Genomic DNA, 15,828 nt, shown 5'->3' on the forward strand with positions numbered 1-15,828 from the left:
GAACCTCACAGGGGCTCGTCGCTATTGGGATTGATCGTCAACGTCCGCAATTCCTCGGTGCGTGCACGGGTCATTCCAAACATGCAAACGTAGTAGTTCATTGGCGCGATCGTCCCGGCGGAAATCCGGGCCGATGTCTCACAGCTTTGTTCGCGGTACATCAGCCAGGCGCGTTGTGCTTTCAACAAAGTATCAGCGCTGGCGCCTCGGTATGATGGCCACTCGCTCATGGCTTTGTCGTGGCGCCGAAGCGTTGCGAGCGTCTTTGTCCACTGGACGTTAAGTTCGCGATCGGCCTGCTTGTAATATCTCGCTGCACATTCGTTCAGTTCGCGCTGCGATCCGTCACAAGTTTCCGGCTCGGGAGCTGCGACCGCCAACAACAATGCAATCACTCAGCGGCCTCATCGAGCGGCGGGCGGTTGTGGCCGAGCAGGCGCAACACTTCGTCGGCCGCGTCGGCGAGGTTCGTGCCTGGGCCGAAGATCGCCTGCACGCCCGCCGCGCGTAGGAGCGCATAATCCTGTGCGGGAATGACGCCGCCGGCAACGACCTTGATGTCAGCGCGGCCCATGTCTTTCAGCGCCTCGATCATTTCCGGAATGAGCGTGCGGTGGCCTGCGGCGAGCGACGACGCGCCGACGACGTCGACATCATTCTCAATCGCCATTTGCGCGGTCTCGCGCGGGGTCTGGAACAAGGGTCCGGGGATTACTTCGAAGCCGAGGTCGGTGAACGCCGACGACACGAGGTTAGCGCCGCGGTCGTGGCCGTCCTGACCCATCTTGGCGATCATGATTCGCGGCTTGCGGCCGAGCCGATCGGCGACCGAGCGCGTTCCGCCTTCCGCAGCTTTCCAGCGGTCGTCGTTGCGCGTCTTGCCGTAGATGTCGCGCACCGGTTCGGGCGTCGTGTGGTAGCGGCCGAAGGCGCGCTCCAGCGCGTCCGAAATCTCGCCGAGCGTCGCGCGTTCGCGCGCTGCCGCGACGCTCAGTTCGAGCAGGTTCGCATTGCCGCGCGCGCCTTCTTCCAACGCCGTGAGTGCCACGCGCACCTTGTCCTCGTCGCGTGACGCGCGCGTCTTTTCGATCCGCGCAATCTGGCCGGCCCGAACGCGGGCGTTGTCGACCTCGAGAATGTCGACCTCCGGCTCATTTTCCAGCCGGTAGCGGTTGACGCCCACGATCACCGTTTCGCCCGTATCGACCTTCGCTGCACGAGCCGCGGCCGCTTCTTCGATGCGATGCTTCGGCAGTCCTTCGGCGACCGCCTTGGTCATCCCACCGTGCTGCTCGACTTCCTGGATCAGCGCCCACGCGCGCTCTTCCAGCTCTCGGGTCAGTTTTTCGACATACCAGCTTCCGCCGAGCGGGTCGGCGACGGCGGTGATGCCGCTCTCCTCGGCTAGGATCAGCTGCGTGTTGCGGGCGATGCGCGCGCTGAAATCGGTCGGCAGCGCAATTGCTTCGTCGAAGCTGTTGGTGTGCAGCGACTGCGTGCCGCCGAGCACCGCCGCCAGCGCCTCGACCGTGGTGCGCACGATATTGTTGTACGGGTCCTGCTCGGTGAGGCTGACGCCCGACGTCTGGCAGTGCGTGCGCAGGCGCTTGGACTCGTCCTTCTGCGCGCCGAGGTCGGTCATGATCCGGTGCCAGAGCGTGCGCGCCGCGCGCAGCTTCGCGACCTCCATGAACAGGTTCATGCCGATGCCGAAGAAGAAGCTGAGGCGTCCGGCGAAGGCGTCGATTTCGAGCCCCTGCTTCATCGCCGCGCGCGCATATTCCATGCCGTCAGCGAGCGTGTAGGCGAGCTCCTGCACCGCCGTCGCCCCGGCCTCGTGCATGTGATAGCCGCTGATCGAGATCGAGTTGAACTTCGGCATCTCGCGAGCGCAGAAAGCGATCACATCCGACACGATCCGCATGCTCGGCTCGGGCGGATAAATGTAGGTGTTGCGGACCGCGAACTCTTTGAGAATGTCGTTCTGGATCGTGCCGGTCAGCTGCGCGTGCGGGACGCCCTGTTCCTCGCCCGCAACGATGAAGAAAGCCATGACCGGAAGCACCGCGCCGTTCATGGTCATGCTGACCGACATCTCGCCGAGCGGGATGCCGTCGAACAGAACCTTCATGTCCTCGACGCTGTCGATCGCGACGCCCGCCATGCCGACGTCGCCCGCAACGCGCGGATTGTCGCTGTCGTAACCGCGGTGGGTGGCTAGGTCGAAGGCGACGCTCAGCCCCTTCTGACCCGCGGCGAGGTTGCGGCGGTAGAAGGCGTTGGACTCTTCGGCGGTCGAAAAGCCGGCGTACTGGCGGATCGTCCACGGCCGGCCCGCGTACATCGTTGCATAGGGGCCGCGGGTGAACGGAGCGACGCCCGGATAGCCGCTGTCGATGCCGGCGTCGGGTCCGTAGACATTGTCGAGGCGGATGCCCTCGAAGGTCTCGCGCGTCAGATCCTTGCCCCGCGACTCCTTCGCAGCGAGCGTCTCCCAGGCGGATTTGGTCGGCTTGTCGGTCACCGCGAAGCCACTAGCGCGGGCCGCGGCGAACCTCCACCCTTGCCGCTACGGCGCGAGCGCGAAGTCGAAGGCGGCTTTCTTGAGCTGTGGATCGATTTCGTGACCGCCGTTGAACCAATGAACCTCCGGTTCGAAGCCGGCGCGCTCCAGTCCCTCGACCATCCGCCGCGTGTTGTCTGCCGGCAGGATCGGGTGGCGGCGGCCATGCGAGATGAAGATGCGCTGCGTCGTATCGAGATTCCACGGCGCGAAGGCATAACCGGGTGAGAAGGCAACGATGGTGCGGAAGAGCTTCGGATAAGCCATCCCGACGGACAGTGCGTAACTGGCGCCGTCAGAGAAACCCATTACGACTGTGCGCTCTGGTGCGATCAAAGTTTTCCCCGACAAGCTCGCGATCGCCGCCTTGATGTTGGCGACGTCCGCTTCCCCGTCCCTCGGCTTCCGCAGCGCCCAGGTTTTGCCGGTAGATTGGACCGATAAGAGAAGTACGCCCTTCGAGCTCGCATCCCGCTTGAACTTTCAATGAATTCGCGAGCGTCACCACTCGCGCCGTGCAACAAGACGATTAGAGGCGCAGGGTCCGACAAGTTCGCTGGCACATAAAGATAAGCTTTGGGACTCACGAGCTGCACAGATTCGTAGGAGTGCGCCAAAGTCGGCTGCGAAAGCACCGAAAAGATCACAAGCACCAAAGAAACACCTGAAGTGACTTTGATTTAAAAAGAATATTGGTAGTATTACGGAAAAACAGGACACTCTTGATCTCGCCGATTCTGTCTTCTTTTGAGAAAGGCTTCGTGACTTCGTAATGGAAAGGGAACTTGTCGCATGCTATAGCATTTTTCTAACCAGACACTGGACGGTAACGGGATTTGGCCATTGACCTAGGTAGGCGAGCACCGAAAGGATGAAGGTGCCACGTCAGCTATCCGACCGTTCTTTGCGCTCGGTTCAGGAACGCTCCCCGGCCTGCCCGCTCCAGTGTCGTCTTTCCCGTGCTTGAACCGATGGCGATTCAACCTGGGTCACCTCCTTAATTCGCTTCGCCGGAGCTTACCCGTCGCCGTCTTCGGCAAGGCCTCCACGAATTCTATCTCGCGGGGGTATTTGTAGGGGGCGATCTGGTCTTTCACGAAGGACTGGAGCTTTTCCTTTAGCTCGGGGCTGGGTTCGGCGAAGTCGGCGAGGACGATGAAGGCTTTCACCTTCTGGCCGCGCTCGGCGCAGGGGATGCCGATGACGGCGCATTCGGTGACCGCGGGGTGCGCCAGGAGGGCGTTTTCGACTTCGGGAGCACCGATGTTGTAGCCGGAGCTGACGATCATGTCGTCGCTGCGGGCGAGGTACCAGTAGTAGCCGTCGGCGTCGCGACGGTAGGTGTCGCCGGTGATGTTCCAGCCGTTCCCGACGTATTTCGCCTGACGTTCGTCATCGAGGTAGCGGCAGCCGGTCGGTCCCTTGATCGCGAGCCTGCCTTCGCCTTCTTCCATCGGTTTGCCGGCGTCGTCGAGGATGGTCGCGGTGTAGCCCGGAACCGCTTTACCGGTTGAGCCGGGGCGAATGTCCTCGCCAGCCGCAGAGACGAAGATGTGCATCATCTCGGTTGAGCCGATGCCGTCGGTTATCTTGATGCCCGTCCGCTCATGCCAAGCACGCCAAGTCGCTTCGGGCAGATGCTCGCCGGCGGAGATGCAGTAGCGCAGGAGCTTCAGAGCCTCGTCGAGACCGGATTGCGACAGCATCGCCTTGTAGGCGGTCGGTGCGGTGCCGAGGTGTGTCACGCCGTGCTTCACCATCGCTTCGATCATCTTCGGCGGCGTTGCCTGCTCGATCGTCGCGGCAGCGGCGCCGAAACGCAGCGGGAACATCAAGGTGATACCGAGACCGAAGGTGAAGGCCATCGGCGCGCTGGTCATGAACACGTCGCCCGGCTTCGGTCCGACGAGGTGCTTCGCGAACGTGTCGCACGGCGCGAGAATGTCGCGGTGGAACTGGACGCAGCCCTTGGGCACGCCGGTCGTGCCGCTGGTGAAGGCGATCAGCGCGGGGTCGTCGCGGTGCGTGTCCACTGGCGTGAGCGGTTCGAGCGGTCCCGTGCGGGATTCCAGTTCGCCGTGCCCGTAGTCGCCGTCGTATTTGACGATGTGCTTGACGAAGTGGGTCTGGTCGACCGCCTCACGGAAGTCGCCGATGAAGCGGCTGTCGACGATGGCGTGACTGATCTGCGCGCGTTCGATCACCGTCGCGATCTCGCCCGGGCGCAGCAGCGGCATGGTCGAGACGACGACTCCGCCGGCTTTCAAGACACCGAGCCAGGCGGCGAAGATGGTGTATCCATTCGGCCCGCGCAGGAGCACGCGCTTGCCCGGAATGAGCCCCTCTTCCTCGACCAGCAGGCGCGCAATGCGGCCGCTGAAATTGTCGAGGTCGGCGTAGGTCCAGCGGCCATGATCGTTGACGATCGCAAGCGCGTCGGGCGCTCCGCCTTTCAACAATTCGGCGGCTGCGTTCAGGCGATCCGGATACTGAACTTCGGGCAGATCAAAGCGAAATTCCGGAAGCTGATCCGGAGCGGGCAATCGTTCTTCGACGAACCGGTCTCTCACTCCGGTACCACCGCCGTCGCCTCGATTTCGACCTTGGCCTGCCGCTCGACCAGCCGAACGACCTCGACCAGCGCCATCGCCGGATAATGCTTGCCCATGATCTCGCGCCAGGCCGCGCCGATTTCCTTCGCGCTTTCGAGATATTCGTCGATCGAGGTCACGTAGCAAGTCAGGCGCACAATTCGCGAGGCGTCGGCGCCGTCGCAGGCGAGGATGGCGACGATGTTACGCAGCGCCTGCGCGAACTGGTCGGCAATGCGATTGGACGCGAAGCGCTCGTCCTTGTCCCAGCCGATGACACCGGCGGTCACCACGACCCGCCCACGCGCGGCCATGCCGTTGGAATAGCCCTTCGGCCGGGGCCAGCCGGGCGGCTGGAGCGTTTTCATGCGCGATGTTCCTTGAGCAGATCGCGGGCGATGATCTGGCGCTGCACCTCGCTGGCACCTTCGTAGATTCGGAGCGCGCGGATCTCGCGATAGAGTTCTTCGACCTTGGCGCCCTTCGTGACGCCCATGCCGCCGTGCATCTGCACCGCCGCGTCAATCACCTGCTGGGCGGATTCCGTCGCAGTCAGCTTGGCCATGGCGGCCGCACGGCGATGATCGGTTCCGCCGACGTCTTGCTGCCACGCCGCCCGATAGATCAGCAGCGCCGACGCATCGATGGCGGTCGCCATGTCGGCGAGCTTGGCCTGCGTCACGGCATTTTCGGCGAGCTTGCCGGTGCCGAGGCGGCGGTTCGACGAAAAGGCCAGCGCTTCGTCCAGCGCCCGTCGCGCGAAGCCAAGCGCCGCAGCGCCGACGGTCACGCGGAACAGGTTCAGCGTTTCCATGCCAACGCGAAAGCCTTCGCCCGGTTCGCCGACAATCGCATCCGCAGGGATTCGGACATTGTCATACTTGAGGCGCGCCAAGGGGTGGGCGGCAATGGCGTCGATGCGCTCGACGATTTGGACACCGCCGGCCGGCACAATGAAGGCGGATAGCCCCCGCGATCCTTCGCCCTCACCGGTGCGCGCGAAGGTCAGATAGAAGTCTGCAATGCCGCCGTTGGAAATGTAGGTCTTCTCGCCGACCAGCACCCATTCGTTGCCGTCGCGCATCGCCGAGCTCGCCATGTTCGCCGCGTCCGATCCGCATTCGGGTTCGGTCATGGCAAAGGCAGCCACGGCCTTGCCGCTGGCGACACGCGGAAGCCATTCGCGCTTCTGCTCGATGGTGCCGAACAGGCTGATCGCCCCGGAGCCGAGCCCCTGCATGGCGAAAGCGAAATCGGCGAGGCCGTGATAGCGCGCGAGGATCTCGCGGCAGATGGCGAGGCTGCGGACGTCAGGTCGAGAATCCCCATCGCCGACGCACAACTTCAGGAAACCCGCGCTCCCCAGCTCCTGCACGAGCGAGCGGCAAGCCTCGTCCGGGTCGGCGGCTTCGGCATCGTGAATCGTAGCTTCGCACCAAGCTTCGAGTTCCGCCGCCAGCGCACGGTGTCGCTCCTCGAAGAAGGGCCAGGCGAGGAAAGTGCGATCGCTCACCGCGAATGTTCCCAATGTTCGCAGTGACGAGCATGATTCCGCGACGGAACACGAGCTGCGTTCGAGCTGACATTCGACCGAAAAGATGCGCGGCTCGACATCGGACGACGCCTAACCCAAATCATAGGCTGTAGGACAGCCGGTCAATCGCCCTTGAACTCCGGCTTCCGCTTGTTGGCGAAGGCCTCGTAGGCGCGGTGGAAGTCTTTGGTCTTCATGCAGATCGCCTGCGCCTGCGCCTCCATCGTGATCGCCTCATCGATGGACACATGCCATTCGGCATCGAGCTGGCGCTTGGTCATCGCGTGCGCGAAGGTCGGACCGCGTGCGAGCTCCAGCGCAAGCGCATTCGCTTCCGCCAGAACGTCCTCGACCACGCGGTTCCAGAAGCCCCAGGCGAGGCCTTCGTCGGCGCCCATAGACCGGCCCGTGAACAGCAGTTCCGACGCGCGTCCGTGACCGATGATGCGCGGCAGGATCGCGCATGCGCCCATGTCCGCACCGGACAGGCCGACGCGTGTAAACAGAAATGCGGTCTTGGCGCTTGGCGAGGCGAAGCGGATGTCGCTCGACATCGCCAGGATCGCTCCCGCGCCAGCGCAGACGCCTTCGACAGCGGCAATGATCGGTTGCGGGCAGGCACGGATGGCTTTGACAAGGTCGCCGGTCATCGTCGTGAACTGCAACAGGCCGGAGTCATCCATTCTGGTCAGCGGGCCGATGATCTCGTGCACGTCGCCGCCAGAGCAGAAATTGCCGCCCTCGCCGCAAATGACGACGACCTTGACGTCCTTCGCATCAGTCAGCGCGCGAAAGGTATCGCGAAGCTCGGCATAGCTTTCGAACGTCAGCGGGTTCTTGCGCTCTGGCCTGTTGAGCGTGACCGTCGCGACGCCGCCTTCGAACTTCCACAGGAAGTGTTCGGGGCGAAACGTCGCAGGATCGAATCTCACGCGGCCGTGCCCCCATCGATGGTGATCGCCGCCCCGTTGATGTCGCGACTGAGCGGCAGGCAGACCGTCAGCACCAAATTGGCGATCGCCGTCGGATCGACCAGCCGGCCGCTCGCATTCATGTTGGTGATCGCCGACCGCGCGAAATCGTCGCCCTTCCCCGTAATCTGCGACACGCGCGATACGGATTGGTCCGTCATCGGCGTATCGACATAGCCCGGGCAGATCGCGTTCACAGTCATCCTGGACTTGGCATACTCCGCCGCCATCGACCGCATCAGGCCGAGCAATCCGTGCTTCGATGCAGCATAGTGCGCCGCGTAAGGAACGCCGCGCAGGCTGGCCACCGAAGCAATGAACACGACGCGGGCATCTTCGGCCTGGAGCAGGTCCGGAAGGCCGGCCTGAACCGTGTCGAAGGCGCCGGTCAGATTGACCGCAATGATGCGATCCCAGCTCTCTCGGGTCATCTTGTGGAAGGGCGCGCTCTCAGCGATCCCGGCGTTGACGATCAGAAGATCAATCAGGCCATTGGCAGTCCGCGCCTGCTCGAACGCGCGCGTGATGTTGTCGTGGTCCGTCACGTCGCACTGAACCGGTGTCCCGCCGACGGCACTGGCGACGTCGCACAGGGGCTCCAGCCGGCGTCCGAGCAGCGAAATTCGTGCGCCCGCCGCATGGAGAAGCTCCGCGGTTGCGGCGCCGATGCCGGTGCCGCCGCCGGTGATCAGCGCGTGACGGCCTTCGAGCGGTCTGTCAGTCATCGCTCTCCCCTTTCACGCAAACGCATTGGCCGAAGCCAAATCCGGTGGCAAGGCGGCGGCCATGAAGCTTGCAATCCTGGAGACGGGGCGCGCGCCCGGCCGGCTTGCCGAGGAGTTCGGCAGTTACCCCGCAATGTTCGAAGCGATGCTCGGCCCTGGGTTCGAGATCGAGGTGTTCGACGTGCAGGCCGGCGAGTTGCCCGATCCCGGCAAGCATGATGCCTGCCTGGTCACGGGGTCGCCGGCGGGCGTGTACGACCCGCTTCCGTGGATTCCCGGCCTGCTGGAGTTCATCCGCGCGGCGAAAGACAGCCGCATGGTCGGGATCTGCTTCGGGCACCAGGCAATGGCGGAAGCGCTCGGAGGGCGCGTCGAGAAGTCCGACAAAGGCTGGGGCGCAGGCCTTCATCGTTACGACATCGTCCATCGGGAGCCATGGATGGATAGTGCGACCACGATCGCCGCGCCCGCCTCGCACCAGGATCAAGTGATAATTCAGCCATCGGATACCGAAATTATTGCGCGGTCCGATTTCACACCGTTCGCCGGTCTCGCCTGGACCGACCGGCCCGCTATCTCCTTCCAATTCCACCCGGAGTTTTCTCCGGCATTCGCCAAGGCGCTGATCGAGAAGCGCTACGATGTCGTCCCTGACCCGGACGCGGCGATTGCCTCGCTGGACGCTCCGAACGACAATGCGCGCGTTGGCGGTTGGATCAGGCGCTTCTTGGAGGCATAGGCACGGCCAGACCGATTGGGGGAACCGACTCATGAAGACCCGCGCAGCCGTAGCTTTCGAGGCGAAAAAGCCGCTCGAAATCGTCGAACTCGACCTCGAAGGTCCGAAGGAAGGCGAAGTCCTGGTCGAGATCATGGCGACCGGCATCTGCCACACCGACGCCTACACGCTCGATGGCTTCGACAGCGAAGGCATCTTTCCCTCGGTCCTCGGCCACGAGGGCGCGGGCGTCGTTCGCGAAGTCGGGCCGGGCGTCACCAGCGTGAGGCCCGGCGACCACGTCATCCCGCTCTACACGCCGGAGTGCGGCAAGTGTAAAACCTGCCTGTCGGGCAAGTCCAACCTCTGCACCGCGATCCGCGCAACCCAGGGCAAGGGATTGATGCCGGACGGTACCAGCCGCTTCAGCTACCGTGGCGAGACCATCTACCACTACATGGGCTGCTCGACCTTTTCGAACTTCACCGTGCTGCCCGAGATCGCCGTCGCGAAGATCCGCGAGGACGCTCCGTTCAAGACCAGCTGCTACATCGGCTGCGGCGTGACCACCGGCGTCGGCGCGGTGATGAACACCGCCAAGGTCCAGCCGGGGGACAATGTCGTCGTCTTCGGTCTCGGCGGCATCGGCCTCAACGTCATCCAGGGCGCCAAGCTTGCCGGGGCGAATAAAATCCTCGGCATCGACATCAATCCCGACCGCGAGGAATGGGGCCGCCAGTTCGGCATGACCGACTTCCTCAACACCAAGGGCATGAGCCGCGAGGACACGGTCGCCAAGATCGTCGAGATCACCGATGGCGGCGCGGACTATAGCTTTGACGCGACCGGCAACACCGAAGTGATGCGGACCGCGCTCGAATGCTGCCACCGCGGCTGGGGTACGAGCGTCATCATCGGCGTTGCCGAGGCCGGCAAGGAAATCGCCACGCGACCGTTCCAGCTCGTCACCGGCCGCAACTGGCGCGGCACCGCGTTCGGCGGAGCCAAGGGCCGTACCGACGTCCCGAAGATCGTCGACATGTACATGGACGGGAAGATTGCCATCGACCCAATGATCACCCACGTGCTGACGCTCGACGAGATCAACAAGGGCTTCGACCTGATGCACGCGGGCGAGAGCATCCGGAGCGTAGTCGTCTACTAGGGAGAGGAATCATGTTCAGCCACGTCATGCTGGGATGCAGCGACCGCGAACGGTCGAAAAAATTCTACGACGCGACGCTGGGCGCGCTCGGGCTTTCGCCCGGCCAGGACTTCGGCAAGTCCGACTGGTGGATGACGAAGCAGGGCGCACTTGGAATCGGGGAGCCACTCAATGGTGAGGCGTGCAGCCACGGCAATGGTTCGACAATCGGCTTCGCCGCACCAAGCCCTGAGGCCGTCGATGCCTGGCATGCGGCCGGTCTCGCCAACGGCGGGACAGCGATCGAGGATCCGCCCGGAATCCGCGACGGCGGCTTCGGCAAGCTGTACCTTGCCTACCTGCGCGATCCCGACGGCAACAAGCTCTGCGGATTCTACCGGGTCCCGGCGGGCCAGTGAGTTTGGAAATCGTCAGCGACGTCCGGTCGCACGGCGGGCGCCAGCTTGTCGTGAAGCATGCGTCGGCCGCGACCGGCACGGACATGACGTTTTCGATCTTCCTGCCTCCGCAAGCCGAAGGCGGAGGGAAGCTCCCGGTCATTTGGTACCTGTCAGGCCTGACCTGCACGCATGCCAACGTGACCGAGAAGGGCGAATATCGAGCGGCGTGCGCTGAGCATGGCCTGATCTTCGTCGCGCCTGACACAAGCCCGCGCGGCGAAGGCGTCCCGGACGATCACTCCGGATCTTACGATTTCGGCCTCGGCGCCGGCTTCTATGTCGACGCGACACAGGAGCCTTTTGCGAAGAATTATCGCATGTGGACGTACGTCACCGAGGAACTTCCCGCACTTGTTGCGGCAGAGTTTCCGGCAGACATGGGTCGGCAAGGTATCACCGGTCATTCAATGGGAGGGCATGGCGCTCTGACCGTGGCTCTGAGCCATCCTGGCCGCTTCTCGAGCGTCTCGACCTTCGCTCCCATCGTCGCCCCGAGCCAGGTTCCGTGGGGTGAGAAAGCGTTGGGAGGATATCTCGGCGACGAGCCGGAGCAGTGGCGCCAGCATGACTCCGTCGCCTTGATTGAAGACGGCGCGAGACTGGATGAGCTGTTGGTGGACGTTGGCACGGCCGACCCCTTCCTCAATACGGAGCTGAAGCCGGAGCTTTTGCGGCGGGCCTGCGAGGATGCGGGCATCGACCTGCAGCTGAACCTCCGCGAAGGCTATGATCACAGTTACTATTTCATCTCGACCTTCATGTCGGCGCACCTCGCCTGGCACGCGGAGCGGCTTTGCTGATCGGCGCCTGGTACCTACAAGCGCTTGCGGTTGGCACCGCGATTGCCTGCGGCCTGCTGATCGGAATAGAGCGCGGCTTCACCCTTCGTAGCGAGAAGGAAGGCGCCCGTGTCGCCGGCGTCCGGACCTTCACCCTGATTGGAATGGCGTCTGGCCTTTCCGGTCTCATCAGTAGCCAGGGTCATCAACTGGCTGCCGGAGCCGTGGTCGCCGGAGCTGCGGCCGTCATGACAATCGGCTATGCGCACCGGGTCGACATCAATGATCGCCCCGACGCAACGAGTCCGATCGCGGCCATGGCGACCATCGCGCTTGGCTTCGTAGCGGGAAGTGGCAACCCGGCGCTCGCCATCGTCGGCGCAACACTCGTGACTCTCGTCCTCGCCCTGAAGGCAGAGGTGCACGATTTCATCGACCGGCTGGATCAGGAAGACGTGAAGGCCCTCGCCCGTTTTGCGGTGATCGCTGGCGCGATTCTGCCGTTCCTGCCGGATGGGCAATACGGTCCCTACGGAGCCTGGAACCCGCAGAAGCTTTGGCTCGTGGTGGTCCTCGTCACCGGTTTCTCATTCCTCGGATACGTGGCGAACCGCATTTTCGGGGAACGCCACGGGACCATCGCGACGGCCGTCATCGGCGGGCTGTACAGCTCGACCGCTGTAACCCAGTCGCTTGCCCAGCGTCTCGGCTCCGACCAGCGCGCGGGAGCCGAGCCGGCGGGCATCGCGCTCGCTTCTGCGATCATGTACCTGCGCGTGCTGGTGCTGGTGGGGCTAATCGCCACGCGGCTGCTCGTGCCGTTCGCTCTGATCGTCGCCCCGGCAGTGATCGTCGCTGCTCTGGCAGGATGGTGGCTTTACCGGAGTGCACCGCACAACGAAGGATCATCAGCGCCCGGCAATCCGATCGCGCTGCTGCCCGCACTTGCCTTCCTCGTCTTCGTCGCGGCCGCCGCCGCGGCGGGCGCCTGGGCGCAGGGCCGGTTCGGCGAACGAGGCATTGCCGTGCTGCTCTTGATTATCGGAACGATGGACGTCGATGTAGCAATCGTGACTGCCGGTGGTCTGCGTCCAGAGATGATCGGCGCCACATTTGCCGCGCTGGCCCTTGCCGGCACCATTCTCGCCAACATGGCGGTCAAGCTTGGCATTACCCTTGCCTACGCCCGGTCGAAGGGCAAATCCGCCGCACTCGCGCTCGCTGCAAGCATGCTGGCGCTGGCCGTCAGTATCGGGATTACTTTCCTGTCGCTCTAACGATCGCTCCGACTAACCGTCGGGAATCCGGCAGGATTGTCGTTGAAGGGACCCGAAACAGGCCGTTCACCGAACCAAACGTGCGAGTCGGCGAAAAGGCACTCCCGAAGCTAACTCCGGTCAACGTAACGCCTGGAGGAGCGACTAAGGCGTTTAGCGGTCGCCCCCTGTGGAGTCCGGCATGAGTCGAGTTGAGCCAAGTTCAGTCTGGCAAAAGGTCGAAAGAAAGCCGTTCGATGACGGCAATCGCCGGTCGAACCGGAATTCGACCGTCCAGTCTGAACCGAGTAAGCCTGTCGCTCGCCCCAGGCCGGGCCTCTACTAGGATCAGATTCCTAGCGCCGCGCGCGTCGCCTTTTTGTACGTGCGGCTGACCGAAACGGCCGATCCATCCACGAGACGCAGCTGGAGGACGCCGAACTCCGTCCTGCCGACGCCCGCGACGGAATGTGTCGCCACAATCGCGCTGCGGTGGACTCGAAGGAATTTCTCCGGGTCGAGACGCGATTCGAGGTCCCGCAGGCTGTCGTGGATAAGGTAATCTCCGCCTTCAGCGTGAACGACGACGTAATCGCCCTCCGCCTGAAACCAGCGAACCTCACTGACCGGCACACGCGTGACATGTCCCCGCGAACTCACCCAGAGGTGCTTTTCGTAGCGTGATTGCTCCCGAGCTTCATCCTCGATCTGGAGCGACGTGAGCGCACCGCGCAATTCAGCGATACGTTCCCCGGCATCCCGGGTCTCGAGCGACCGCCGGGCACGATCGACGGCAATTGCCAGGCGCTCCTCATCTAACGGCTTGAGCAGATAGTCGATCGCGCCCTCCCGAAAGGCATCGACCGCGAAGCTCTCATACGCGGTGATGAATATGACTGCGGGAGGCGACGGAGAATCCAGCGCTTCGATGAGCTGTAGGCCCGACAGTTTCGGCATTCGGATATCGAGCAAGACTACGTCCGGGCTTAGTTCGGTGATAAGCTCAAGCGCCTCTTCTCCGTCCCCTGCCGAACCGACGATCTCAATGTCATGCAGGTTGCCAAGAGCAATCTGCAAGCGGCGAACCGCGAGGGGCTCGTCGTCCGCAATCACGACGCGTAGCGTCAAGCCGCGGCCTTTTTCAGCGGCAGCGCGAATTCCACCCGATAGCCGTTCGGGCTCAGCGGCCCGTCGTCGAAAGTGTATCGGTCGCCGAAGCGGCTCGCGAGCCGTTTCTGGACGTTGACCAAGCCGATGCCTGTTCCCGGAAGACCTTTGCTTCCGGCTTTGCCGTCGTCGGTCACCGACAGTTGCAGCATCCCGCCAACATCTCGTGCCACGATTCTGATCGTCGTCCGTTCGTTGCTCGGCGCAACGGCATATTTGACCGCATTCTCCACAATTGGCTGGAGGATGAAGCTCGGGACAAGTGCGTTCCGCAACTCGTCGGGAATGTCGACTTCCACTGACAGGCGCTCCGGAAACCGAAGCTGCTCGATGTCGAAATAGAGCCGCTGGTGATCGACCTCGTGTTGGAGCTGGACGTCGTCCAGTGAATCGCCCGCCAATCCCTGCCGAAGGAACCCTGACAGCTTGCGGAGCATGGTTTCCGCGACGCGGGCGTTGCCGTCGAGCATCAAGGCGGCGATTGAGTTGAGCGTATTGAACAGGAAATGCGGATTGAGCTGGTACCGCAGCGCGCGCATCTGAGCCTCATGGGCGAGCGCCAAAGCCTCGGCACGAAGGCGCTGCTCACGCCGGGCGCGTAGATTGTATTGCAGCGCCAGCAGGCAGACTGCCCAGCCGAAGTAGATCCACACCCACGACGTTGCCGATCGAACCAGCTCCATGAGCATGGATCCCTCAATGGTCAGGGGCACGCCGGTGGCAACCTTCGAAAAGTAGACCGCGCCCGCCTGGATGAAGGCTGCCGGGAAGCACAATAGTCCCGCGATGAACAGCTGCGTCGCGAACCGTGAATCGCGGAACTGACCAAGAATGAAGTAGATGGCGGCGCAGATTGCGGCTCCCATTAGGGTCCAGCCGGTCCGAAGGACGACGACCGTAGCCAGCTGGGCTCTTTGAACGACGAAGTCGCGCGCCGTGAAGATGACATAATGGGCGACCCAGACCGCTACCGTCAGCGCGAGGGCTTCCCGCCGAAACGAGCGCCTTTCCGCACTACTGAAGACTTCCGGCCTCACCATGCTGACTCGCCCCCGCGACTTCTACGATCGAGCATCACCATTTCGTCAACAAGCATTGCGACACTCTTGTTACATACGCTTGCCCAACGATACGCCCCTCTTTATCTCTCGGTGCAGGCTTAATTTCTAGGCGAGCGGCCGTTGTGCCAAGGGGGAAGCGCGACCTGACCGATAACGAGGGCACATTGCTCTCGCTCGTGCTGCGCATTCAACCGACGACATCGTACCAGATCATCAAGATCTACTCGGACTCTCCGATCAGCAATTTCAATACGAGCAAGGGCAAGATCTACCCGCTGATCAGCCGGTTGGAAGAAGAAGGGCTGATTTCGAAGCGTCGAAAGGATGCCGATCGACGCGGAACAGAGGAGCTGAGCTGCACAGCGCTGGGCCGACGGGCAGTCAAGGACTGGGTGCTGAAGATACGCCCCGATCACCTCCTTCTGGATGATCCATTACGCACCCGTGTGCAGTCATTTGAACTGCTGAGCGCGGATGAGCGGGCGCGATGGGTTCTCAATGCGAAGGAGCAGCTTCACTCGAAGCTTGACGAACTCGAAGAGTACGGCCGGTCGGTCGAAGTGCCGTTCAAGGAGTTCGTCCACGACAGCGCCGTTCGTTCCCTGCGGTCCAGGATCGACTGGCTCGACCGAATGTACATTTTCCTGAAGAACTCCGAAGCCGCGTAGCTCTTTCGATCTTGGAGCTGAGCAGGCTCTCACGGCTCGTCTTGCCCTCCTGCCAAAGAAAAGGGCGGCGGACCGTTTGGTCCACCGCCCCAATCTTCGAGCTAGCGTTTCCGCTTAGCCGCGCTCTGGCGCCGGCGGCGGCGGCGGAGGCGGCGGCGGCGGAGCCGGGCATGCCTCGGTCGCCAGGATC

Annotated in this window: 16 protein-coding genes; 6 read left to right on the forward strand and 10 right to left on the reverse strand. The window is 63.1% G+C overall.

All coding sequences use genetic code 11. The annotated features are described in order from the left end of the window. Window positions 1–5: 5 nt before the first annotated feature. The 8 genes from ABD928_RS05360 to ABD928_RS05395 form a co-directional block, all read right to left on the reverse strand. On the reverse strand, window positions 6–395 hold the full coding sequence (locus ABD928_RS05360) for a lysozyme inhibitor LprI family protein (RefSeq protein ID WP_187716047.1): 390 nt from the start codon (window positions 393–395) through the stop codon (window positions 6–8). Continuing rightward, window positions 392–2,524: a methylmalonyl-CoA mutase gene (scpA, locus tag ABD928_RS05365; RefSeq protein ID WP_187716046.1), complete on the reverse strand. Its 2,133-nt coding sequence runs from the start codon at window positions 2,522–2,524 to the stop codon at window positions 392–394. The genes ABD928_RS05360 and scpA overlap by 4 nt, the downstream gene beginning before the upstream one ends. Window positions 2,525–2,569: 45 nt before the next feature. Continuing rightward, the gene (locus ABD928_RS05370) at window positions 2,570–2,974 is read right to left on the reverse strand and encodes an alpha/beta hydrolase (RefSeq protein ID WP_187716065.1); all 405 of its coding nucleotides are present in this window, start codon (window positions 2,972–2,974) and stop codon (window positions 2,570–2,572) included. Window positions 2,975–3,552: 578 nt separating this feature from the next. Continuing rightward, complete coding sequence (locus tag ABD928_RS05375) at window positions 3,553–5,133, reverse strand: AMP-binding protein (protein ID WP_345166820.1); 1,581 nt, start codon at window positions 5,131–5,133, stop codon at window positions 3,553–3,555. Continuing rightward, window positions 5,130–5,522: a RidA family protein gene (locus ABD928_RS05380; RefSeq protein WP_187716045.1), complete on the reverse strand. Its 393-nt coding sequence runs from the start codon at window positions 5,520–5,522 to the stop codon at window positions 5,130–5,132. The genes ABD928_RS05375 and ABD928_RS05380 overlap by 4 nt, the downstream gene beginning before the upstream one ends. Next, the gene (locus tag ABD928_RS05385; RefSeq protein WP_345166824.1) at window positions 5,519–6,667 is read right to left on the reverse strand and encodes an acyl-CoA dehydrogenase family protein; all 1,149 of its coding nucleotides are present in this window, start codon (window positions 6,665–6,667) and stop codon (window positions 5,519–5,521) included. Before ABD928_RS05385 ends, ABD928_RS05380 begins: the two co-directional genes overlap by 4 nt. Window positions 6,668–6,810: 143 nt before the next feature. Then, entirely contained in the window at window positions 6,811–7,620 is an 810-nt protein-coding gene (locus ABD928_RS05390; RefSeq protein ID WP_187716044.1) for an enoyl-CoA hydratase family protein, read from the reverse strand. Then, entirely contained in the window at window positions 7,617–8,384 is a 768-nt protein-coding gene (locus ABD928_RS05395) for an SDR family NAD(P)-dependent oxidoreductase (protein WP_187716043.1), read from the reverse strand. The genes ABD928_RS05390 and ABD928_RS05395 overlap by 4 nt, the downstream gene beginning before the upstream one ends. A 61-nt stretch (window positions 8,385–8,445) precedes the next feature. Here ABD928_RS05395 and ABD928_RS05400 point away from each other — a divergent pair, with 61 nt between their 5' ends. The 5 genes from ABD928_RS05400 to ABD928_RS05420 are packed head-to-tail and all read left to right on the forward strand — an operon-like array spanning window position 8,446 to window position 12,763. After that, entirely contained in the window at window positions 8,446–9,123 is a 678-nt protein-coding gene (locus ABD928_RS05400; protein WP_187716042.1) for a type 1 glutamine amidotransferase, read from the forward strand. Between the two features lie 31 nt (window positions 9,124–9,154). After that, window positions 9,155–10,267: an S-(hydroxymethyl)glutathione dehydrogenase/class III alcohol dehydrogenase gene (locus ABD928_RS05405; protein WP_187716041.1), complete on the forward strand. Its 1,113-nt coding sequence runs from the start codon at window positions 9,155–9,157 to the stop codon at window positions 10,265–10,267. An 11-nt stretch (window positions 10,268–10,278) separates the two neighbouring features. After that, the gene (locus ABD928_RS05410) at window positions 10,279–10,665 is read left to right on the forward strand and encodes a VOC family protein (protein ID WP_187716040.1); all 387 of its coding nucleotides are present in this window, start codon (window positions 10,279–10,281) and stop codon (window positions 10,663–10,665) included. 2 nt (window positions 10,666–10,667) lie between these two features. Next, a complete protein-coding gene (gene fghA / locus ABD928_RS05415) occupies window positions 10,668–11,507 on the forward strand; it encodes an S-formylglutathione hydrolase (RefSeq protein WP_187716064.1) in 840 nt (279 codons plus the stop codon). After that, window positions 11,501–12,763 carry an MgtC/SapB family protein gene (locus ABD928_RS05420; protein WP_187716039.1) on the forward strand — a complete coding sequence of 421 codons (1,263 nt, stop codon included), beginning with the start codon at window positions 11,501–11,503 and terminating at the stop codon, window positions 12,761–12,763. The genes fghA and ABD928_RS05420 overlap by 7 nt, the downstream gene beginning before the upstream one ends. 327 nt (window positions 12,764–13,090) lie before the next feature. Here the strand turns inward: ABD928_RS05420 and ABD928_RS05425 are convergent, their stop codons facing one another. Beyond that, the gene (locus tag ABD928_RS05425) at window positions 13,091–13,870 is read right to left on the reverse strand and encodes a LytR/AlgR family response regulator transcription factor (protein ID WP_345166833.1); all 780 of its coding nucleotides are present in this window, start codon (window positions 13,868–13,870) and stop codon (window positions 13,091–13,093) included. Next, window positions 13,867–14,949 (reverse strand): sensor histidine kinase, encoded by a 1,083-nt coding sequence (locus ABD928_RS05430; protein WP_187716037.1) that lies wholly within the window; start codon window positions 14,947–14,949, stop codon window positions 13,867–13,869. Before ABD928_RS05430 ends, ABD928_RS05425 begins: the two co-directional genes overlap by 4 nt. Window positions 14,950–15,092: 143 nt before the next feature. Between ABD928_RS05430 and ABD928_RS05435 the strand changes: the two genes are divergently transcribed. Beyond that, window positions 15,093–15,638, forward strand: coding sequence for a PadR family transcriptional regulator (locus ABD928_RS05435; RefSeq protein WP_345166838.1), 546 nt, complete (start codon window positions 15,093–15,095; stop codon window positions 15,636–15,638). The last annotated feature ends 190 nt before the right edge of the window (window positions 15,639–15,828 follow it).

Origin of the sequence: Sphingomonas daechungensis (genome assembly GCF_039543105.1) — a bacterium.
In the GTDB taxonomy this organism is placed as follows: Bacteria; Pseudomonadota; Alphaproteobacteria; order Sphingomonadales; family Sphingomonadaceae; genus Sphingomicrobium; species Sphingomicrobium daechungense.

Excerpts from the sequence above, each read along its gene's own strand:
- ABD928_RS05380 (WP_187716045.1), bottom strand. The coding sequence starts at position 5,522 with ATGAAAACGCTCCAGCCGCCCGGCTGGCCCCGGCCGAAGGGCTATTCC.
- ABD928_RS05430 (WP_187716037.1), bottom strand. The coding sequence starts at position 14,949 with ATGGTGAGGCCGGAAGTCTTCAGTAGTGCGGAAAGGCGCTCGTTTCGG.
- ABD928_RS05405 (WP_187716041.1), top strand. The coding sequence starts at position 9,155 with ATGAAGACCCGCGCAGCCGTAGCTTTCGAGGCGAAAAAGCCGCTCGAA.
- ABD928_RS05410 (WP_187716040.1), top strand. The coding sequence starts at position 10,279 with ATGTTCAGCCACGTCATGCTGGGATGCAGCGACCGCGAACGGTCGAAA.
- ABD928_RS05400 (WP_187716042.1), top strand. The coding sequence starts at position 8,446 with ATGAAGCTTGCAATCCTGGAGACGGGGCGCGCGCCCGGCCGGCTTGCC.
- ABD928_RS05395 (WP_187716043.1), bottom strand. The coding sequence starts at position 8,384 with ATGACTGACAGACCGCTCGAAGGCCGTCACGCGCTGATCACCGGCGGC.